Origin of the sequence: Carboxylicivirga sp. M1479 (assembly GCF_007097485.1) — a bacterium.
In the GTDB taxonomy this organism is placed as follows: Bacteria; Bacteroidota; Bacteroidia; order Bacteroidales; family Marinilabiliaceae; genus Carboxylicivirga.
The window spans coordinates 149,003-169,897 of the sequence record NZ_VKDE01000005.1 but is presented as its reverse complement, the minus strand read 5'-3'; the positions used below and the strand labels follow the sequence as shown (position 1 = coordinate 169,897).

General features: G+C 36.0%; 18 protein-coding genes. 4 read left to right on the top strand and 14 right to left on the bottom strand.

The window, feature by feature from the left end; genetic code table 11:
* Nucleotides 1-46 precede the first annotated feature (46 nt).
* The 5 genes from truB to FNN09_RS05660 form a co-directional block, all read right to left on the bottom strand.
* Nucleotides 47-760, bottom strand: coding sequence for a tRNA pseudouridine(55) synthase TruB (gene truB, locus FNN09_RS05680; protein ID WP_143300524.1), 714 nt, complete (start codon nt 758-760; stop codon nt 47-49).
* 29 nt (nt 761-789) lie between these two features.
* Nucleotides 790-1,584, bottom strand: a complete 795-nt coding sequence (locus tag FNN09_RS05675; protein WP_143300523.1) for an undecaprenyl-diphosphate phosphatase — start codon at nt 1,582-1,584, stop codon at nt 790-792.
* A gap of 13 nt (nt 1,585-1,597) precedes the next feature.
* Nucleotides 1,598-1,849: a DUF3098 domain-containing protein gene (locus FNN09_RS05670; RefSeq protein ID WP_143300522.1), complete on the bottom strand. Its 252-nt coding sequence runs from the start codon at nt 1,847-1,849 to the stop codon at nt 1,598-1,600.
* A gap of 29 nt (nt 1,850-1,878) precedes the next feature.
* Entirely contained in the window at nt 1,879-2,754 is an 876-nt protein-coding gene (locus FNN09_RS05665) for an ABC transporter permease (protein WP_143300521.1), read from the bottom strand.
* A 128-nt stretch (nt 2,755-2,882) separates the two neighbouring features.
* Entirely contained in the window at nt 2,883-3,791 is a 909-nt protein-coding gene (locus FNN09_RS05660; protein ID WP_143300520.1) for a glycosyltransferase family A protein, read from the bottom strand.
* A 113-nt stretch (nt 3,792-3,904) separates the two neighbouring features.
* Between FNN09_RS05660 and FNN09_RS05655 the strand changes: the two genes are divergently transcribed.
* From FNN09_RS05655 to FNN09_RS05645, 3 genes are all read left to right on the top strand, one after another.
* Entirely contained in the window at nt 3,905-5,392 is a 1,488-nt protein-coding gene (locus FNN09_RS05655) for a lipopolysaccharide biosynthesis protein (RefSeq protein WP_143300519.1), read from the top strand.
* 19 nt (nt 5,393-5,411) lie between these two features.
* Nucleotides 5,412-6,191 (top strand): class I SAM-dependent methyltransferase, encoded by a 780-nt coding sequence (locus FNN09_RS05650; RefSeq protein WP_143300518.1) that lies wholly within the window; start codon nt 5,412-5,414, stop codon nt 6,189-6,191.
* Nucleotides 6,192-6,679: 488 nt separating this feature from the next.
* Nucleotides 6,680-7,921 (top strand): glycosyltransferase, encoded by a 1,242-nt coding sequence (locus FNN09_RS05645; protein ID WP_143300517.1) that lies wholly within the window; start codon nt 6,680-6,682, stop codon nt 7,919-7,921.
* A gap of 13 nt (nt 7,922-7,934) precedes the next feature.
* Here the strand turns inward: FNN09_RS05645 and FNN09_RS05640 are convergent, their stop codons facing one another.
* The 4 genes from FNN09_RS05640 to FNN09_RS05625 form a co-directional block, all read right to left on the bottom strand.
* Nucleotides 7,935-8,633, bottom strand: coding sequence for an FkbM family methyltransferase (locus tag FNN09_RS05640; protein ID WP_143300516.1), 699 nt, complete (start codon nt 8,631-8,633; stop codon nt 7,935-7,937).
* 250 nt (nt 8,634-8,883) lie between these two features.
* On the bottom strand, nt 8,884-10,461 hold the full coding sequence (locus FNN09_RS05635) for a kelch repeat-containing protein (protein ID WP_143300515.1): 1,578 nt from the start codon (nt 10,459-10,461) through the stop codon (nt 8,884-8,886).
* A 24-nt stretch (nt 10,462-10,485) separates the two neighbouring features.
* Nucleotides 10,486-10,947, bottom strand: a complete 462-nt coding sequence (locus FNN09_RS05630) for a T9SS type A sorting domain-containing protein (RefSeq protein WP_143300514.1) — start codon at nt 10,945-10,947, stop codon at nt 10,486-10,488.
* A gap of 326 nt (nt 10,948-11,273) precedes the next feature.
* Nucleotides 11,274-13,514, bottom strand: a complete 2,241-nt coding sequence (locus FNN09_RS05625) for a helix-turn-helix domain-containing protein (protein ID WP_143300513.1) — start codon at nt 13,512-13,514, stop codon at nt 11,274-11,276.
* A 331-nt stretch (nt 13,515-13,845) separates the two neighbouring features.
* On the opposite strand from FNN09_RS05625, the gene FNN09_RS05620 reads away from it, so the two are divergent.
* Nucleotides 13,846-14,361 carry a YkgJ family cysteine cluster protein gene (locus FNN09_RS05620; RefSeq protein ID WP_143300512.1) on the top strand — a complete coding sequence of 172 codons (516 nt, stop codon included), beginning with the start codon at nt 13,846-13,848 and terminating at the stop codon, nt 14,359-14,361.
* 4 nt (nt 14,362-14,365) lie between these two features.
* On the opposite strand, the gene FNN09_RS05615 is transcribed toward FNN09_RS05620, so the two are convergent.
* The 5 genes from FNN09_RS05615 to FNN09_RS05595 all read right to left on the bottom strand — a co-directional run bounded on the left by FNN09_RS05615 (nt 14,366) and on the right by FNN09_RS05595 (nt 20,515).
* Nucleotides 14,366-14,995: a hypothetical protein gene (locus FNN09_RS05615; protein WP_143300511.1), complete on the bottom strand. Its 630-nt coding sequence runs from the start codon at nt 14,993-14,995 to the stop codon at nt 14,366-14,368.
* The gene (locus FNN09_RS05610; protein ID WP_143300510.1) at nt 14,995-17,874 is read right to left on the bottom strand and encodes a class I SAM-dependent DNA methyltransferase; all 2,880 of its coding nucleotides are present in this window, start codon (nt 17,872-17,874) and stop codon (nt 14,995-14,997) included. Before FNN09_RS05610 ends, FNN09_RS05615 begins: the two co-directional genes overlap by 1 nt.
* 171 nt (nt 17,875-18,045) lie before the next feature.
* Nucleotides 18,046-18,726: a hypothetical protein gene (locus FNN09_RS05605; RefSeq protein WP_143300509.1), complete on the bottom strand. Its 681-nt coding sequence runs from the start codon at nt 18,724-18,726 to the stop codon at nt 18,046-18,048.
* A 508-nt stretch (nt 18,727-19,234) separates the two neighbouring features.
* Nucleotides 19,235-19,819: a DUF5683 domain-containing protein gene (locus tag FNN09_RS05600; protein ID WP_143300508.1), complete on the bottom strand. Its 585-nt coding sequence runs from the start codon at nt 19,817-19,819 to the stop codon at nt 19,235-19,237.
* A gap of 372 nt (nt 19,820-20,191) precedes the next feature.
* A complete protein-coding gene (locus FNN09_RS05595; RefSeq protein WP_185968886.1) occupies nt 20,192-20,515 on the bottom strand; it encodes a YkgJ family cysteine cluster protein in 324 nt (107 codons plus the stop codon).
* Nucleotides 20,516-20,895 lie beyond the last annotated feature (380 nt).

The following is a 20,895-nucleotide window of genomic DNA, read 5'->3' as shown; positions in this document are numbered from 1 at the left end:
AAGTGCTATTTTAGTTCAAACAGGCGTACCTTATACGTGGCATTTTTTATTTTGTTGCAAAAGTAGCAAGATTTTTTTCAAATTCCTCAATTGACATGGAATCTGACAAAAGATAAGGGCCAATGCGTGTGCGAATTAAACCTGTTAAATGAGCTCCTGAATCCACTTCATACCCCAAGTCGCGTGCCAACGAACGGATGTAAGTTCCTTTGGTGCATCCCACATCAATTTTCAGGTTGGGATTATTCCACTTCATTACCTTTAACTCATTAATGCATACTTTACGAGCTTTTAGCTCCACCTCTTTTCCCTGGCGTGCCAAGTCATATGCTTTACGACCATTTACTTTAAGCGCCGAAAACATTGGAGGTACCTGCTCAATTTCTCCACTTAATTTTTCAATTGCTGAATTTAACAACTCATCATTGATGTGTTCGTGAGGAAAATGCTTGTCGGCCTCTGTTTCCAAATCAAAAGATGGTGTGGTGGCGCCAAATTGCACATCTGCAATATATTGCTTATCCATCCCCAGGTATTGATCAATTTGCTTGGTGCCTCTTCCAGTACAAACAATTACCAAGCCCGTTGCCAATGGGTCGAGTGTACCTGCATGACCAACTTTAATTTTTTTAATGCCCAGGTAACGCTTTAAAGAGAGTCTGATTTTATTAACAACATCAAAGGAAGTCCATTCCAATGGTTTGTTGATGAGCAACACCTGTCCTTCACGGAATCGCTCTTCAGTATATTCAATATTCATCGATGAAATAATTTAAAAACAAACCTAACTTAAAACCATAATTGATGCACAATGGCTATGGTTCCCACGATGGCGCAATAGATAGAGAAATAAACCAACTTGCTGTTTTTTACCAGTTTAATCATCCAGGTACAAGCTAACAATCCTGTTAAGAACGCAGCAACAAAACCGACTACAACAGGCATTATTGATACATCGGCAGTTGTAAATTCACTGGATAACAAATCCTTGGCCATTTTACCTAGAATTAAAGGAACAACCATTAAGAACGAAAAGCGTGTAGCACGCGTTCGGTCAATTCCCAATAGCACTGAGGTAGAAATTGTAGCCCCTGATCGTGAGATACCTGGTAATATGGCAATTGCTTGGGCAATACCAATTACAACAGCATTGGAAAATGAAACACCCTTATCAGTTGTTTTGGCTTTATCGGCCAAGAAAAGAAGTCCTGCTGTAAGAATAAGCATGCAACCAACCAATAATATTTGGCTATCAAACAAGGCTTCCATTTGATCGTTGAACAATACACCAATAACAGCTGCTGGCACCATTGAAACAATAATCTTCAATGAAAAAATTGTTTGCTCGTTCCATTTAAACTGAAACAAGCCACTAATTATTTCAAATATCTCTTTACGAAAAATTACAATCGTACTAATGGCCGTTGCTCCATGCAACATTACCGTCATAAACATGCTCTCTTTGGCCATTGCATTATCGCCAAAAATAGCTTTTACAATCTCCAAATGCCCACTGCTACTAACAGGCAAAAACTCCGTTAACCCTTGGATTATTCCAAGAATTAAAGCTTCAACAATTCCCATAAATTAATGTGTATTACTTGTCTGTTTTTGGCTTTTTCATGATGGCATAGATTTCAAACATGAAACCAAATAACACGACAATTGGCGCCAGTGTAATTCGCCTAAAACTAAAAATCTCTTCGTTAAATACGGTTGGATCATCGCTTCGACCCCCTATCATTAAAACAAAGCCTAATATGATTATTGCAAAACCAATGGCTAATAATATGTAGTTTTCCTTTGCCAATGCAAATTGGAATTTCTTATCCTGTTCTTTCTGTGACATGTGATTATATTTATTAAAGTATCAATGATTTAATATAAATCATCGGTACGTAAATTCAAGTATTTATTAACGGCAAAAAAGGTTGATAAAAAGGTGATAAAAATACCGAGTAAGATCACAATTCCGAATAGGATGAGGATGAGATCCATGCTATTAAACCCGATTACTCCAGCCAACTCTTTACTGGTAAAATAGATCATTACAGCCAATAATGATATGGCCATTACCGAACCGACAAATCCATGCAAAACACTGCCTAATAAAATCGGTCGGCGAATAAAGCCTTTGGTAGCGCCTACCAACTGCATTGTTCGAATAATAAAACGTTTTGAATAAACGGATAAGCGGATTGTATTATTTATTAAAGCAATGGCAATTAACAAGAGCATTAAGGCAAAGCCTCCTAATACAATGGCAATTCGCTTAACATTTTGATGAACCAGATGTATAAGGTTTTTTTGGTAGATGATTTCCTTCACTTGAGGAAATTCCATAATTACCTTTTCAACTTTTACCAAACTATCGGGGTTGGCATATTGAGCAAACAGCTTAACATCGATGGACGACAGCAATGGATTGTAGCCTAAAAACTCAACAAAATCTTCGCCTAACTCTTCTTTAAGCTCATTCGCCGCCTGATCTTTATCAATGTATTCGGTTTGCTTAATAAACGGAGAAGTACTCATAAGCTTTTCCAGACGCTTTACTTCGGCTTCACGCGCATTGTCTTTAATCAAAATTGTAAAGCCAATGTTTTCTTTAACGTAAGTAGATAAGCGTTGCGCATTTAAAAACAGCAAACCAATGATACCTATAAGAAACAAAACCAGTGCAATACTAATGGTTGTGGTTATGTATGAACTGCGTAATTTACGCCCGCTTGTTATTTGTTTTGTTTTTGCCATTGTTCAGAATTACTGCAAAAATATAAAATGCCTTTAGATCAGCGGGAAAAGATGGCAATTAATCTTTGAATTAACAAAAATTAGCAATATTGCCTGATTTAGAATACGAGGAAATTATCTTCCAATATCTATAGTTTGAGTATGGATATGTACACAATTCGTTTGTACCAGTTTATTAGTCGTCTAATAGGTGAGTTACGCCAAAAGCTTCGCATCTGATCCGAGATAAGCTTATTCTCTTCGGGATAAGCATCAATTTGAATCACTTTATTACTGGCCGAATCGCCAAAGTTATTGTTTGCACTAGCATGTGTACCTGAGCCATCGTACCCTATGTGAGCCAACATTGATTCGAGTGGATAAACACACATTTTATTTTGCACCGAAGAAGCATAACAAAAACGAACTGCCCATGAATTGACTTTACCTACTTTTTGATGGAGTAACATGGGCGATAAATCAATTCCTCCCCTATTAAACTGTTGACGTTTCTCTTTAGATTGAATAAATGTATTGAAAGTATCCATTGTCCAATCAACACTTTGCCAACGATCAATCCAGGTACCCCAACCATATGAACTGATGCGTGGATATAAAAATAAAGAAGCTTTAAAATCCTTTGGAACCTTAATTGGTGGACAGAATGCACTCGTTGAAAATACCTCTTGATGCGGTTCAAAATAAGAAAGCATTGTATTCTTATTTATTAAAAAACTCTCTGAGCAGATTAAATCATCTTCTAAAACAATTACTTTTTTATGCTTATCTATTACTTCTGAAACGCCACTTATAATTGATTTTGCAAGGCCAAAATTATCTTCTCGCTCTGTTATTGTAATTGATTCAAAACCTGTAATAGCGCTGATAACTTTTCTCACTTCAGCAACTGCCACCTTTTCAGTCTCGTTACGAGCACCATCACTATAAATATACAAATCAGTCTGCTCGGCCAAAGTACATTTCTTTAAGGCATCAAGTGTTTGAGAAATATGTTTTGGTCTATTAAAGCAAAATACAATTACAGGTGCTAAAGCCATTATCGCTTTTTTAATTGTTCAATATCAATGATTCCAATGTCAAAAATATGTAAAAACAATTAAGCATTATTAGAATTTACGTTTCTTTGCTTTAAATTCAATCGCGACTCACATTGGGAATTGTACTTAAACAAACAATAAAAGGATCTCTCTACTCTTATTTGGGGGTAATATTAGGTGCACTTAATGTCGCTCTACTTTTTCCTATCCTTTTTTCCGAGGCAGAAATTGGGCTTATCAATATCTTTGTTTCGATATCAGCCATGCTGGGTCAAATCAGTTGCTTAGGCTCCAATGGTATTATCAGTTACTTCTTTCCAAAGTTTGAAGACAAAATAAGCCATCATAATCGCTTCTTCTCATTTATTTGGCTATACTCAATGCTGGGTTTTGCAGTGCTATCAATAATCTTTTACCTGATTGCCGACAAATGGCTTATTGAACGAATGCCCGATTCAGAAATACTGAGAGAATATAGCATATTAATACTTCCTCTAACTTTTTTCACTTTATCGTTTCTTATAGTAGATACTTTTGCTAGCTCAACACTAAAAGCTACTCTAGGCTCATTCTATAAAGAATTAGTAATGCGTATTGTCATCACCGCTCTTATAGCTTTATTCTATTTTGAACTAATTGACTTTGAAAAATTCCTTTGGCTATATGTGCTTAATTTTGCCATCCCAGCCATGGCTGTATACATTCATTTATATTATAAAGGAGACATTTCACTTAAACTTCCGTCTTTAAAAATATACCGTCCCCACATGAAGTCGATGGCCAGCATTGGCCTGTTTTTTATATTAAATGGCCTAAGTAACTCAATAGCCATTTATATTGATAAGCTAATGATCACCTATTATATAGGATTAAGAGGAACAGGAGTTTACTCCATTGCTAACTTCATTGGAACCATTGTAAGAATCCCTCGGTTAGCCATGGGTAAAATTTCAACGCCTATTATTGCACAGGCTATAAAAGATGAAGATTATGGTTCATTACAAAAATTCTTTCGTCTCTCGGTTATCTCACAAGTGCTAGTTGGTTTTCTAATATTCATACCAATATGGATCAATATTGATATTTTTCTTTCACTTTTACCTCCATCATACGCAGAAGGCAAATGGGTTGTGTTTTTTATATCGTTATCATTTCTGGTTACCTGTTTTCTGGGTATTGGAACTCAAATCATTCAATTATCAAGCTATTACAAACTCATCACATATTTTAATTTGATAATGGGCCTTGCTATCGTACTCCTAAATATTGTCTTTATTCCACTTTGGGGCATTGTTGGGGCAGCTTTTGCCACCCTCATATCAAAATCTGTACTTGTAATATTATTCTTGTATGTCATTCGGAAGAATTTTAAATTCGTCATCTTTATAAAAGAAAACTATTCTATAGTTTTAATTTCAACTCTTATTATAGTTGGCACAAGCTTTATTCCTGTTTTTCAGATACTAAATCACAATATCATTAATAGTATAGCTAACATCTTAATACGAACGATAGTGGCATTATCAATATGGGCGTACAGCATGAAATTACTCGGTATTTTCAATCAAACTGAACTAAAAACTTCCATTTTCAAGCGTTAGCATAAAAAACCATTTCTTAATGAGCACAAAAACAAACGAACATTTTTCAGAAGATACCATCTGGTATGACTATGACAGCAGCGGCTCAATTACGGAGAAAAAAATCCCATGGGTACTTCAAAACATACCGGAAGACACTTCATCAATACTAGATATTGGATGCGGCAATGGCATAATTACTAATGAATTATCAAAATCATTTAAAACTACTGGCGCAGACATGTCTGATGCGGCTTTAAAACAAGTTAATTGCCCTACAATTAACTGTTCCTCAGAATCAATACCTGTTGAATCTGAAAGTTTTGATATGGTATTTTCGAGTCAACTATTGGAACACCTGAACAATGAACAACTCGAAGCAAGTGTTAAGGAGTTTAAACGGATTGCCAGCAGGTACATTCTAATAACCGTACCACATAAAGAATTTTTAAAGTTTTGCGAAACAAAGTGCCCAAAATGCAATGCCGTCTTTAATACAAATGGTCATTATCAAAGTTTTGATTTATTGAGAATTAAAGAATTATTTTCTGATGACTTTGAATTGATAAAACATAGTTTGGGAGGGAGCTTGCACCAACAATATAATCCATTTTTAATGGACATTAGACAGAATCTAGGTAATCGATACTATAATCCGGTTAAATATACCATGTGTCCAAACTGTAAGAATGATGATTTCCCATTGGTAAAAGGCAATCTCATTTCAAAAATATGTAATGGCCTCAACAGAATTGTTTCGCCACGTGCTAACTATTGGATATTAACCTTATTTGAGCGACGAAACCATGATAATACTTAAGAAAGAAGACCGCTTAAGAAAACAGAATTTTTTTTACAGAAAGTACTTCATGAGACCAAATGCAAGATACTAGATATAGGTGCAAGCAATCCATTATGCACCTATTTTATGCCATAATGCTTTTATTATACAATGTATCAATCCACCGATTTTGATGTACTTGAGCATTTGATTTATCCAATGAAATTTTCGAATTAATTACAAAAGTATAAGCTAGTTATTGAAGTACAATTATGATTCAGTAAACCTTACATACACATTCCCCTAATAAGGACAGAACTATTGCTAATGGTTAAAGCACAAAGTCATTGATGAACAATTCAATATGTTATAGCAAAAAATTATACAAAGAAGTGGAAATCAGCTCCGAGAAAAGCTCTTGGATTCAGACCAACTCTTCGTTATTTTTATTACAATGTTTATGCTGTATCTTGTGAAAAATTCGTACCATATACAACAAGAAATTACAACGTTATAAAACCAATATAGTGATAGATAAAGAAATACTATTAATCGCACGCAACTTTCCACCCATGGGTGGCGTTGGAACCCGTAGATGGAGTAAATTCTGTAAACACCTTGCGAATAGAGGCTATACGATTCATGTTATCACTATTAACTATAAGAATATAGATACTGTTAATTGGCTGCACGATGTACAACACCCTAATATAATCATCCACCGCTTAAAGGGAATATACCCTAATTGGTTATTACGCCATAAGAAGCGTGGCTTTTTTGAGAAAAAAACATACGAAATATTTCGATTAATTTACCAGTTCAAATGTAACTGGATGGATAATGCACAGGGTTGGGAATCACAACTGATACCTTACGCTCGAAAACTTATTAAATCAAAATCGTTAAAAAACGTAATTGTTACTGCTGCTCCTTGTTCGGTAGCCTACATGGCAAGTATTATAAAGGTTGAAAACCCCAACATAAATCTCATTGTCGATTTTAGAGACAAGTGGAATGACGAGCCTCAATATGCCTATGGATCGGCGATAAAATCATTTGCCAAGAAAGAAAAAGCTGTTAACATGGAATTACAAACCATGCTTCATGCTGATAAAATAGTGGTTACTACTGAATCAATTAAAAAAGCATTTTCTAGCATTTACAAAACTTGTCAAGATAAATACGTCGTTATTCATAATGGCTACGATACAGATGAATATCTCACCACAAACACAGAATTGAACACGAATAAAGATGTATTGAACATTGTATATTTTGGCTCTTTACTAGGCCAAAAGCATTTAGCTATTGACCTATTAGCAAAGGCCATTAAAAAACTCGATGATCCATTTTTTACGCATCAATTTAAAGTGGATATTTATGGCATCCCCGCAGCAAACTACTCAAATCCTATACCTGATATTGTTAGATACAAGCCTCTCATTAACCCCAAAGAAATTGCAGCGACACTCAGCAAATACCAATGTGGTTTATCAATTCTAGACCCTCATCAATCTGATTTTATTGGATCAAAAGCATTTGATTATATGGCCACGAATAAAGCAATACTTCATATTTCAAATGGTGGCGACTTATTTGAATTATTAGAAAAAGAAAACCAATACTGCTCTAATTTCAAGTTAGATGAACTTGTAGAAACATTACTAAAGCTTAAAGTTGATTTTGAAAACAAACAATTAAAACAAGGAGATTTTAAAGCATTTGACATTAGTAAATTAACATCAAAATACGAGCAATTATTTGTGTAGAATCTATAATTATTTAGCCCATTTTAATAAACGATATTTCTTCAACTAAATCAGAAACCGCATAAACTTTATAACCTTTTTCAGATAATTGCCTGATGGCATTCTGCGTTTTCTTATTTCCTCCTTCGTATAGGCGATGATGAAATTCAATAAGAAATTGTTTCACCTCAATACCAGAGGCAAGAATATCGCCAATTACATCATATTCAGCCCCCTCAATATCCATCTTGAGAACATCAATACATTTATGACCTAGCTCTTCAGCTATTGTTTTTAAATCCTTAACTGGTACAGCAATTACATCTTCGGTATTGGTAATGTCATTATCAACCAAGCTACCTGATACATGCTGACTATTTTTCGGAAGAAAAAAAGATAAGTCTCCACATTTATCACTTATCCCAACAGGAATAAAATTAAACCCTGGAATTTCGTCCTGATTCTTAACCCAAGCAATTGATTTCGGTGTTGGATCAAAGCCAAATACATTACATGAAAATTGCTCAATAAGAGATTTATCAAAACTTATATCATGACCGATACCGAACGAATAAATAATAGAATTTTCATTTAAGTGCTCAGAATTAACATAAAAACCCCCATTTTTCGAACCTACCCACTCCTTTTTAACACTTACCTCACAAGAAACCCAAGGAGATTTCTTTGTGAGCGCTCTATAAAAATGAATTATTTTTCTAGTAAACTTATTCAAAACCTAACATTATTTAATAAACAATCATTCACAAAAGTGAAACTTCAATAATCCTTACAAATATCGAATAATCTCACTTATCATTCGGTATTATGCCGATAAAACATGACAATTAGCTGTTTATAACTCACACTAAGCATACGTTTGTGTGCAAATTTCGTATACGCCTCACAAAACATATCGAAATACTATTGGATACAGTAACCAGATTACCTAGCAGCTATTTAGACCACTATATTTTTATACTTAACTATTGACTTAAATGCAGATATATAACCTCTTCAATATCGCTCAAGGTTAACACTTGCGTTACATTGGTTTTTAAACCGTCAACATCAACCCCGCCGGCAACAATAAACTTGCCATCTACTTCGGCTCCTCTAAGACCATATGCACCTTCAGTTAAATCACCAACAATACTTATCCAACTATTACTTTCTGTGGAAAATAGTTCTGTACTATTTATGTGCTCACCGTTGTATATTCCACCAGTCACCACCAGGTGGCCACCTATGGTGCCAAGAGCAAAGTCCAAGCGTGTAGTATTTAATGGAGGATGGGTCTTCCACTCTTTCGTATTTATATTATAAGAATAGGTATTTAAACCATTATCCTCTTGTGAACTATAAACAAAATAGATGATACCATCTAACATGGCCATTTTTGTTCCAATATGCAGTTGTGGCAAAGTAAAAATTGTGGTCCAAGAATCCGTGGTAAAATCATACTCTTCAATTGAATTCACAAAATTGCTATTTGATAAAGCATCTTGACCGCCCGCTGCATATAATTTATTGTTATAAGCAAATATGTTATTACCCCAACGTCCAGTATTCATTGGAGAGATAGAGCTCCACACCTGATCGATAGGATTATAAACATCAACCCTAGTTGTTCCAAAGTGAGAATTATCTTCAAAACCACCTGCCATGTATATGAAGCCATTCGAACTAATAACAGACGCATGTACCCTTTCAAAAGGCATAGCCGCCCGCGTTGACCACTGATTTAATACCGGATCGTACACCTCAACATGGTCAGTTGTGAAGTCACCTTGCTCCTCGCCTCCAAAAGCATATAATTTACCTTCATATTCACAGGCTGCCACATAACGACGTTTAATATTCATAGGTGCTACACTTGTCCATTCTCCAGATTTCTTTTTTGTAACAATGGTATTTCCAGAGAAATCGTATCCATTGGGCGCTTCAGCCTCAAAACTTAATACTCCCGTACCTACTGGAACTGTATTTTGTTGACTCGGCACCCAGTTGGAACCATCGTACACTAAAACATCACCAATCGCTGGTTCTGATGCTTCAACAGGCTTATTTTGTAGGGCATTGGCGTTCCAAAGTGGACTCGTAGTTTTAGCACTTACCTGTTTATTATCTACTGTTATGCCCTCCCCTTCTTCAAGTTGAACATTAGCATCTTTGGCATACAAGGCATATGGAACACTGCTAAACGGGAATGCTCCCATATCTTCGTAAACACCAGTATTACCAATTGACACCTTCAATGCTAAGAAAAACTGTCCTGAACTCCAATCTATATCGCCAAACACATCATTGCTCAGTCCTTCTCCAATTTTCAAGTTGATCAGTCCGTAATCATTGGTTTGTGCAACATGCATTTCACTGTAAATGATTATTCCGCTTGGGCTATCTTTTACGAGATTAAGCTGTAATGAGACACTTTCATTTGAAACATACTGACCATTTGTATTTTTAATTATGGTCTGATAATTGACACTCTCTGGCACTTGCTGAGCAAATAGCACAGAAGCAATCAAAAATACGATAATACTTAATTGGAATTTTTTCATGACTGGGTATAAATTGACGGTATCCTATTGCTTAATGAGCAAATTCTTAAATACAACTTGATTATTATTAGTAAGCAATAAATAGTAACTTCCTGGACTTAAGGATGACACATCTATTTTGCTTGTTTGTAGTTCATTTTTAGAAACCAAACGGCCTTTGGCATCAAACAAGGAAATGAAATGCTTTTTATCCATGTCAACTCCTTTCAATATAAGAAAATCACTGACTGGATTAGGATAAAGCTCAATCCTCAAAGCATTTTCAGCTAAACTAGCTGGGGTACTTACTACTTTAAAGGGAATAAAACCTTGATGGAGTTGATAAGCACCTATTGCTACAGAACCAATTATGGGCTCCCCAACACTAGAGGTTAAAAGATATTCTCCTACTTGGTGATTGATGCCCAAAGAAGACACCAGTACCCGATCTTGTGAATAAAGACCCGCACTAAAGAGCAAGGTAATTAGGAAAAAAGTTATTTTCATTGACTTAGATTTTGATAAACAAAGATATAAGTATTTTGCAGCTAAACTAATAGCAACTTTTTTCTCTAATAGATGCCATTCGGCATAATATTTGCTTCAAATCAGACCTAACTTTAACACTAACTTTATGAAAAGGAATCAAAAAAATGGCCTTATCCGCCTTTTGAAAAACCCAGATTTTCCGCAGGTAATGCTGTTATATCAATTAATAATACTCATTATAATAACGATATTAATCATCTTCTAGCAACCTCCTTAACCAAGAAGTTCCGCCTCTGCAAACAAACTTTCCATACTTAGTTTTCCGATTAGCAGAGGTGGAATTTTTACAAAACCCCATCTGATTGCATCCAGGCTTGAACAAATTTTATCTCAGAGTAAGAGAATTTGTGATTCAGGTATTCTTTAATCTCCGACAAGGTGGTTCCAGCGCATTCTTTTACTCCCTTTGCAATCGCCTCGCGCTTTTCATAATCCACAAAATCGTTTAAAGACAAAATATCCTCCTGAATACAACGGGCAATATGCGATTCAATGGTTGTTTTAACCAAACCCCGTTCCTCAGCAATGGCGGCTATATCATTACCCTGCTTATATAGGGCACAAGTAACCAGATAAGTCGCTACTTTGGGCGTTTTTACAGCTTTCTCTTTCTTCTCTGCTTTTTTAGCTTTTGCCGATTGAGCTTGCTTCTGCAAATCGGGCTGGTCAATATCCTCTTTATTAACATCAATGCCTTGCAACGATGACTCCAGAAGAGCTTTTGCTTTTAACATGTTGTGCAGGATGGCGTAATACTGTGCCGCCAAATCCTTAAGCTCGGTCTGGTAAGCTTTAATGCCTTTTTGCTTACCCAATTCATCAATATGCTGAATGATAGAAGAATGGCATTGCTTAATTGGTGGCTGAAAATACCCAATGGCCTTATTAATTCGCTCAATAAGGTGTTGCACGTAATCAGCATCGTTGCCATGAACAATGCGTTGCACTTGATTACGAAAGCTATTGGCTACGCCTTGCAAAGGCTCCGTATCTTTCAGCAATTGTTCGGCCCATGATTTATACTGCTGCTTTTTTGAGCGCTTGGCATCCTTGGTGTAGGAGTTAACATGCTTGTGTATTGACACCACCAAATCGGTAAAGTCAAAAGCAGTCAGTACAAAGCTATTGAAGTATTTCTGCGACTCTTGCTGCAGGATTGGCTCTAACTGATCAGCATCCATTTTTTGCTGCACAAAGCCTTGCAAGGCAGCATCGGCGGCAATTCCCTGATGCGCTATGGGTGTTAACAACACCAATCCGTTTAATGATGTCAGGCGCGACAGGGCCACATAAACCTGACCAGCAGCAAATGCCTTGCCCACATCAATTATTGCTTTTTCAAAGGTCAAGCCCTGACTTTTATGCACTGTAATAGCCCATGCCAGCTTAATAGGGTATTGCTTAAACTCACCAACCACTTTCTCTTCAACCTCATTGGTTTCTTTATTAAGCGTATACTTTTTATTTTCCCAGGTATAATGCTCTACCATAACCGGATCACTACCATCAGAAAAGCTTACTTCAAGCTCATCGTTTGTTATGTGTGTGATGCTACCAATTTTACCATTGAAGTAGCGCTGCTGACCAGAGAAATCGTTTTTTATAAACATTACCTGAGCTCCTTTTTTAAAGGACATGGACTCCTGCAAAGGGAATTGATGCTCTTTAAAATCGCCCTTTACCTCTGAACGGTAGTTATACACTTTTTCGCTAAGTGCCTGAAGACATTCGGCATTTTTAGCGTCGGCAATGGAGTTATGCGTGGTCAATTGTATGTAACCATCGTTGTTTTGCTGATTAAAACCAGGCTTATAATACAGGTTTAGCAGCTCAATATCTTTGTTTGTTACTTTATTGTCGCGCAAGTTATTGAGTAAATCAACAAAGGTTTGATCTGTTTGGCGGTAAACCTTTTGCAACTCAATGTGCACAGGTTGATTATTTTGTAATACCTGTGCATCAAAAAAATAAGGACTCTTATAATAAGGCTTTAAATAGCTCCACTCATCGTGCTTAACCACTGGGGGCAACTGCAACATATCGCCAATAAACAGCACCTGCAAACCTCCAAAGGGTGTATTGTGCTGTCGGCGTACATGACGACAAATTAAGTCAATGGCATCGAGTAAATCGGCCCGCAACATACTCACCTCATCAATCACCAACAATTCCATTTGCTTAATCAAGTTTCGCTTTACCGTATGCATCTGAATATTCTTGATTAATGAGCGGGGCACATTAATGTGAGCGAGAGTTTGCATCCGACTTGGGTCAACACCATTATTATCTGGAATAAAAGAACCAAAAGGCAACTGAAACAAGGAATGTAAGGTAACTCCACCTGCATTAATAGCGGCAATACCTGTAGGTGCAGCCACCACCATGTTCTTATGTGTGTGTTCTTTAATACGATGAAGTAAAGTGGTTTTACCAGTTCCTGCTTTACCAGTTAGAAAAACACTTCGGTTGGTGGTGTTGATGTATTTTGAAACTAAAGATTGTAGTTCGTCGGACTGTATGCTCATTAATGCGGTATTAAGGTAAATGAAACGGCAAGATACAGCAAAAAGTCGTGAGTTAATAGTTCAACCCGCAATATGCATTAGAAAATCTATTGCGTAATGAAACTACTGCCAATCAAGACATAAGTCAACTTCTTTCAACTCACCATAGCGATGCTATGACTCGTTTCAAAAAGTTCTTGATTGTTTGTATTTTCATTCCTCATTACGATATTCTAATACATAATCCGAGTTCAAAGTACGAAGAGTTAGATAACAAGAAAAGCATCAATATTTATGTTTTTCCTATTACAATGCCATTGTTAAGCCTACCTTTGCCCAAAATTACAGGACGATGGCTCAAACAAACGATTACCGCACTTTAAGAGATGAGATAGATTCTTCAACCATTAAGTTATGGGATGAGCATGAGCAGAACATGGCTTGCAAGAAAGGTTGTGATAAATGCTGTCTTAATTTTGATGTTTTCCCCATTGAGTTTGATTATATAAAGGAACAAATGCAAGCGCACTACCCTCTTGTACTTGAGCAAAAACGTCCAGAAAAGCTTGGCGAAGCCTGTTTCTTTCTAAACCAACACCAGTGTAGTATATACAGCGTTCGTCCTATAATTTGCCGCACCCATGGCTACCCCCTATTGTACATGAATGAAGAGGGTGATCAATGGGAGCTTTCGCATTGCGAGCTTAACTTTACTAAAGTTGATGAAGAGTACTTTCATGAGGACAATTGTTACCTGCAAGACACCTATAACAGCCGATTGTTTATGATGAATAAGGAGTACATTAAAACAGCACATCCTGATAAAGGGGAGTTTGATTTGATTCCTTTAACAGAGTTGCTTAAGTAATGGTTTAGTTTAGGTTGATCCAAAAGTGATAGATAGCAATGTCTTCTTTGGCAACTCTTTCATGCTTAGAGATGTAGTCAGATTGAGGAAGATTACTAACTAATTTATCTTGCTCTGACCAAACAATGTCGGTTTCTTTTTGAATATTGAGATCAATCCATTTATTGATTTTAGATAGCCAATAGTTTCTATCATGATCCTGAATATAGCCAAGGATGGCAGCGTGGTTTAATGCATGGTCAAAACCATCTTGTTCCCTTTTCAATCGCTCAATGCCTCCATTTGGGTTGTTTACATAGTCGTAATGAGCTTTTTCTAAACGTTTAGCTTCAATCATAAAAATTGGTTTTGAAGCTACCTGATAAGGGGAAACATGGATCGTTATATCAATGCCTTTTTTCTCATGAAAGCGGAATAGGAAATTCTCTTTTCGCGCATGATCTGAAAAGAAAGAAAGGAGTTCCTGTGTAATGTCATCCTCATAGCATATGTTACTCTTAGTAGCTTTAAAGCTTTTGGCAAATAGTGGTGCTTTATTCTTGATGAAATTAAGGATGCTGACGATTGTTTGATTCGCAGGAATCGAAAAGTCATTAATGATGGGTGCATTGTGCTTTACTTCTTTTCCTATCATTAATATCCGCTATTTATAAGATCTGCACTAATGTCGCTGGCATCACGTAAGGCCACCGATTTTAACCAATACCTTAAAGTATTTGGCTTTATTAAGTAGATAATATCTTGCTTGTATAAACGTAGGATTCGTCGGTAAAGCACTGACTCTTGCTTGTTCTCAATCAAATCGCTTAAGTCACCATCTTTAAGTTTCTCCTTAAGCTCATTGCTTATTTTAGCATTTCCATATGCAAAAGGGAAGCAGGTGTAGGAAATAGTGTGGATGGGCTTCAAAGCTTTAAACTTTCGGTTCTGTGCCTGGTAAATCGGATTAAGATTAGTACATAGTATTTTGCCAAATTCTTCTAGTTCTACTTTAGAAACAGTTTGCGTATTAATCGCAGCCTTTTCTCCTTTCGATAGCTCTTCTAGTTTGTAATTTAAAACATCGTTTCTGATGATTGTCTCATTTTCTGAAAGCTCAAGAACTTTCTCTTTTAGGGGGTATGGCAGGTTTAAGAAGTCCTTTTTTAGAACGACATAACCTCCTGATCTGCTAATTCCTGCTTCTGCACTAGAAGATAGTATGAGAAGTTTGAAAAGTTTGTAGTTTTTCTTTAAGACACTCTCAATCTTTTTAAGCTCTTCTTGTCCTTTGGGAGCATGAATACCTAGTATACGGTGTTTAAAAATAATGTCTTCCTCAAAATACTTGATAATAAAATTATTCTTTCCAATAACCTCTTTGATTAACAAGTGAGGTGATGTAAAAATTTCTTTTATAGATTTTCTTGAACGTAAAAATTTTGTCTCTGTTTCTACTGATTTCCTTAAAACACCGTCTTCTGTAAAATCTTTAGTTTCAACTTTTGTTTTTCCTGTTAAGTGCTCAGCGTATTCTGTTTTTGTTGAAACAATGTAACCTTCACCATAAACCCAATTGTGATTTTCTTTTTTTTCTTTGAGGTACTCTCCTAGGGATCTTAGTTTAGCTAATCGGTTAACCAAGTAATATAATTGATTACCACCCATTAAATTTGCCTTCCAGATAAAAGGATCATGACAAGCGATTTCCTGCGATAGATAATTGATGTCGTAGTGATCAATCTCAAAATACAGTTTTTCATTGGTGGCCTTGGTGCGCTTTACACAAATATGAGCGATGCTGTTATCAGGCTTAGGTTTTTTGTTGCAAGCAAATACAACAGCAGTGGCGATCGTTTTTTCAAATAGTACACTGGCATTTCTTAATTCTGAGAGATCAATAATCTGCGGTACTTCATATCGCGAGAAAAACTCTTTTCTAAAATCAAGTGTATCATTGTAGAGTAGAGGACCCGATGGCATCACTAATGACAGCAGCCCATCAGGCTTTAATAACTTCATTGCTTGTTGCAGAAACAGCATTGCAATTTGATTCCGCGGTATATGGTAGTCACTTTGTATACTATATTGTTCAAATAACAGTTTAAAGTCTTTCTTCTTATCCTCAAACGGAGGATTACCAATAACTAAATCGAATTGACCATTGGGTGTTTTTTGCAAGTATTCAAAGAAATCACCATGATAGATATTCTTTTCCCGAAGGTTATCAAAGCGCAAATCCTTCCATATCTCCGTTGGCGTAAGCAGGTCGCAAAGGGCAATACTCAAACTAAAAACTGATAAGCGAACCGATGTTTCTTCAATATCAACACCATAAACCGATTGACGAAGAATCTGTTTCAAATCCTTTATCTCAGGATGGCATAGCTGACCTGTTTTGTCGAACTGCTTTTTTTGCCACCACTGCACCAATCGTTTAAATACCGAGACAAGAAAAACGCCGGAACCACAACTGATGTCGATCACCTTGTAGTTGTCCTTTGGTTGAGATATGGGCATACATTCATCAACCATTAGGTGAGCCAGATGAATGGGCGTAAACACGGCATCTTTTCTTTGGTCAATAAATTCTTCGTAAATACGGCTAATCAATTCAACCGGTAAATACTCGAACGAATAAAGCGGCCAAATCACTAATTGTTCTCCATCGTGTTTGGCGCCAAGATAGTTCGCCAATGAATTTAATGAGGTATTTTCCAGTGTATATCTTTCCCAATTATCTAATTCAAATATTTTACCGTTAAAATGTTTACTTAATTCATCAAATAGATTAACCGTTTTTCCACTTTTTAATACCTCACAAAAAGACGTAGCACCCTTATAGACTTTGAAATAATCTGATGGGAAAACATGATTCCCTTGTTCGTCCTTTCGTTCCTCAAGGTATTTAACAAGTATGGACAGTACAAGCAATTTATTGGCCAGTTCACGTTCCAGACCACTTTCTTCGATAAAGTGCTTGCGTACATTTTTAAGGCCTTCAATTAGTTTGTTTTCAGCACTTTCTTTATTTAAGAAATGCTTACTTACTTCTTTTTGCTCCCAAAAAGTTCCATTAGCAAACAGCTGAGCCGAAAACTTTTGGTATTCGTTATGAGAGTCTTTTACAAGTGATAATTGCTTAAACGGATTAATGCTAATGGCACCTGTTTCATCATTATATTTTACTTGCTTACGGGCATCGTAAATATTGATGTTTGTTTTATCAAAAACGTAGTATAAAGGCACAATGCCACTGCTCCATATTTTTCGATGGATATTCGCAATATCGTCATCAGATAATTGCCCGTTAGAGTTATCGAAAATAAATAACTGAGGTTTTGATGATTGATTGTTGGCAAAACGCCTGAAATAAACGGCCGATGCATTTAACTTTTTTGCGGTATTGAGAATTAAGCGTTCTTCAAACCTAAGTAGATCGGAGTTGTAATTATTATCGGTAAAAAACAGAGTAGAGATACTAGTGTCAGTATCAAATCCCAGATTAGAATATATTTTTTGGGGCTCAATCATTATTACAAAAATACACTAAAAATTGGCATCATCAAATGAGTGAATTACACTAAAAACATCAATGTTTATAATGAATTCAGAAGTCGATGTATTGAATGTAATTATAGCAACAAAAAAGGAGACAGCCTCAACCGTCTCCTCTCAAACCTTAACTCTTGGGTTAATAATTCTTTAGTTTTGTATAAGTTCTTCAGTTCGCTTACGGGTTGCCGGGTCCACAATCATGCGGGCCGACTTATATTCGAGGTAAAATTCCTTATCTTCATTAAAAAGCTCCATAAGCGGGTCAATCTTATCACTTAATATCTCCGTTGCATCGCCTATTAGCTCACCAATTAGTTCGTTGTTGGTTTTGCGTTCTGTTATTAACTGGCGAGGCTCCGAAAATGTAGTTTTGAAATCTTCCACTTCTTCTTCCAGTTGGCTTTTCAATTCAGGTGTTAAGCCATAAGGCGTAAGCGTTTCACCCATTGAATTAAGCAGTTCAAGCAAATTCTTGCAATAATCAAGTAACTGCTGATGACGCAACTGAGTGCTTAAAGCTGTTTCTGTCGTTTCCAATGTGCTAGCCAGATTTTCGTCTTTCAAAATAACAGCGTAGACCTTTAAAATATTACTTATTTTAAGTGCAATAGCTGCTAATTCGGCCCGGGCTACTTTTTTATTGGCAGCCGTTTTTACTGGTAAGGACTTCACTTTAGTTATTAGTGCTACGGTCTTTTCTATATTGGATTTCAGTTCTTCAACGCTTTGTGCCATCACCGGAACAAGCGCGACTTTCTCTTTGTATTTTTCCAGAGAAAGCAAGACAACCTTATGAGAGTGGTGTCTCGATTCAAGAGTTTTGTTCATTCCTTTAGTTTTTGTAGAGTTAAGGTTTATTATTAAAACTAAATTATAAAAATGTTAAATACTATTCAAACCTTATTCAAAATAAAATCTTCGAAGTACCACTAAGTTCCTGTGATAAGTTAATAAGTGATGATTAGATGGATGTTAACTAACACCAGTGTCTAATAAGCTTGTGTTAGAAGCAGCTAAACAAAGGTTAGGTGCTATACATTCAACATTATAGTCTGTTAAATGAAGATGAATGCCTATTAATTCATCATCAGGCTCTGCTAAATAGGCATGAGAGTTTATTAGCTACAAATTAGTGTGAATTAAATAAACATTAAGGTCTATTAATTAAGCATGAGAGTCTATAAAATTGAAATTAGAGTCTATTAAAAGATGATGAGCATCTGTTAAACTGACATTATACTAATATAATTGAGCATTAGCATTGACTAAATAGGTGAATAGTAAGCTACAGATGCAGCGAGGGTTTATAAAATTAAATTAGACCTTGCAATGCAGCTTATAATCTGAAATTGAAAGTAACTCCAAGGGTTGGTTCACTATTTGTGATGTTAATTATTCCTGGAGTTAACTTTAATGACAAGTCATCTGATATATTAAAGTCAAAGAAATGCGCATCTACGGCAGCTTCAATAATTTGCAGTACATACACTGCTGTTAATCCTATGTAACTTAAATCGCGATAACGTTTATAATATTGTTTTTTGCTCTGCAGTACTTCCTCGAACCATGCATCGTGTTCTGTTCTTATTTGTACTTCGCTGTAGTTTGGAGGTATAAAGCGTGTGTAGCGTTTGTTAAGATGGTCGTTAATTACCCAATCTTGATAAGCATTTTTGTATAGCTGATAATGTTTACTGTTAAAATCAATAGCATACACAAATGCTCCTATTCCTGCATAAATAATCGGTATCTTCCAATACTTTTTATTGTATGCTTGTCCAAGCCCGGGCAATATGGCTGAATAAAGTGTTGCTTTATGGGGCGAATGTTTAGGTGTGTTTGTAGACTGCTGTGCTTGGGCAAACAAACTAATCAACAGAAAACTAATTAGGCAAATAATGAATTTTGATGTATGAGTCATGGTTATGTAATATTATACGGTTAACCATCTGACAATACATCAATATTTATCACACACTTAATTTGTGTTAAATAGGAGCAATGCGTGTTAAATTAACAACACATTTTTCAATCTATAGCTGTTAAGGATCTGAGCTTGGTTAAGCAAGCTGCACATAAAGATCAGAGCCTAGTTCATTGTGTACAGTAGGTTGAATAGTTTATAGTTTAGGTCTCGCATCTTAGTTGTAAAGTGCCAACAAGTTGCCATCCCTTTTGCGTCAAAGGAAATTAATAATCAAGTTTTGAATAAAGATACGTTTCTGAGTTTTGTTATCTGTGTTGCAAAATCATCTCATTACTCATATCTCACAACTTCTTTTATGCTTTCGACTCACTCCACCCTATTCTCGTTACACCATTTCCAATGTTTCTCATGTACAGGATAATTACGGCATATGCCAGCACGAGCCTCGTATACGCCACAAGTAAAGTAGCCATTATCCACCTTTAGGAACATACAATCACCATTTTCCTTTGTTTTAAGAAAATGACCATCGTCGTAACTAGCTCCACGTGGCTCAGTAAAATCGTAACGGCTTAATTTGGTATACTTTTCAAGGGCTGTCATTTCAGCATCGTTTACTTCAACAAAAGGGAAATCGCGGCAACAAACACCACAGTTCTGACAGGTAAGCGAAGAGATCTTGTTTTCCATATTACAATTCATTTTATAGTGAAAATGATTAATTGCGAATGGAAAAGTAAGGGTATTGTAATATTGATAAATATTATCCCATCCAGTGCTAAGGTAAGGCCAAATAGCTGATGAGCCTAATTAATGGGGCATTTAATCGCTTAATTTAGTTTAAGGAATTTAAGGCAAAGAGGGCTAATTCTTATCGCGAAGAAGCAACATGCTATGATACACATTAAAAAAATGGCATCTACCCTACTTGTACCGATTACTATTCAAAATGCGCTTTTCGTTCTTTTCACTCCTAAAAGCACTATGAATATGTAGCGGCATTATACCAAGGTATTTTAAAATTTAAATGGTATTACTTGCAGTGCAAATGCCATATTCAATTATTCACT

What these genes read in the sequence shown, in the direction of transcription:
- truB (WP_143300524.1), bottom strand. Translation starts at nt 760, where the DNA reads ATGAATATTGAATATACTGAAGAGCGATTCCGTGAAGGACAGGTGTTG.
- FNN09_RS05675 (WP_143300523.1), bottom strand. Translation starts at nt 1,584, where the DNA reads ATGGGAATTGTTGAAGCTTTAATTCTTGGAATAATCCAAGGGTTAACG.
- FNN09_RS05670 (WP_143300522.1), bottom strand. Translation starts at nt 1,849, where the DNA reads ATGTCACAGAAAGAACAGGATAAGAAATTCCAATTTGCATTGGCAAAG.
- FNN09_RS05665 (WP_143300521.1), bottom strand. Translation starts at nt 2,754, where the DNA reads ATGGCAAAAACAAAACAAATAACAAGCGGGCGTAAATTACGCAGTTCA.
- FNN09_RS05660 (WP_143300520.1), bottom strand. Translation starts at nt 3,791, where the DNA reads ATGGCTTTAGCACCTGTAATTGTATTTTGCTTTAATAGACCAAAACAT.
- FNN09_RS05650 (WP_143300518.1), top strand. Translation starts at nt 5,412, where the DNA reads ATGAGCACAAAAACAAACGAACATTTTTCAGAAGATACCATCTGGTAT.
- FNN09_RS05635 (WP_143300515.1), bottom strand. Translation starts at nt 10,461, where the DNA reads ATGAAAAAATTCCAATTAAGTATTATCGTATTTTTGATTGCTTCTGTG.
- FNN09_RS05630 (WP_143300514.1), bottom strand. Translation starts at nt 10,947, where the DNA reads ATGAAAATAACTTTTTTCCTAATTACCTTGCTCTTTAGTGCGGGTCTT.
- FNN09_RS05625 (WP_143300513.1), bottom strand. Translation starts at nt 13,514, where the DNA reads ATGAGCATACAGTCCGACGAACTACAATCTTTAGTTTCAAAATACATC.
- FNN09_RS05620 (WP_143300512.1), top strand. Translation starts at nt 13,846, where the DNA reads ATGGCTCAAACAAACGATTACCGCACTTTAAGAGATGAGATAGATTCT.
- FNN09_RS05615 (WP_143300511.1), bottom strand. Translation starts at nt 14,995, where the DNA reads ATGATAGGAAAAGAAGTAAAGCACAATGCACCCATCATTAATGACTTT.
- FNN09_RS05610 (WP_143300510.1), bottom strand. Translation starts at nt 17,874, where the DNA reads ATGATTGAGCCCCAAAAAATATATTCTAATCTGGGATTTGATACTGAC.
- FNN09_RS05605 (WP_143300509.1), bottom strand. Translation starts at nt 18,726, where the DNA reads ATGAACAAAACTCTTGAATCGAGACACCACTCTCATAAGGTTGTCTTG.
- FNN09_RS05600 (WP_143300508.1), bottom strand. Translation starts at nt 19,819, where the DNA reads ATGACTCATACATCAAAATTCATTATTTGCCTAATTAGTTTTCTGTTG.
- FNN09_RS05595 (WP_185968886.1), bottom strand. Translation starts at nt 20,515, where the DNA reads ATGGAAAACAAGATCTCTTCGCTTACCTGTCAGAACTGTGGTGTTTGT.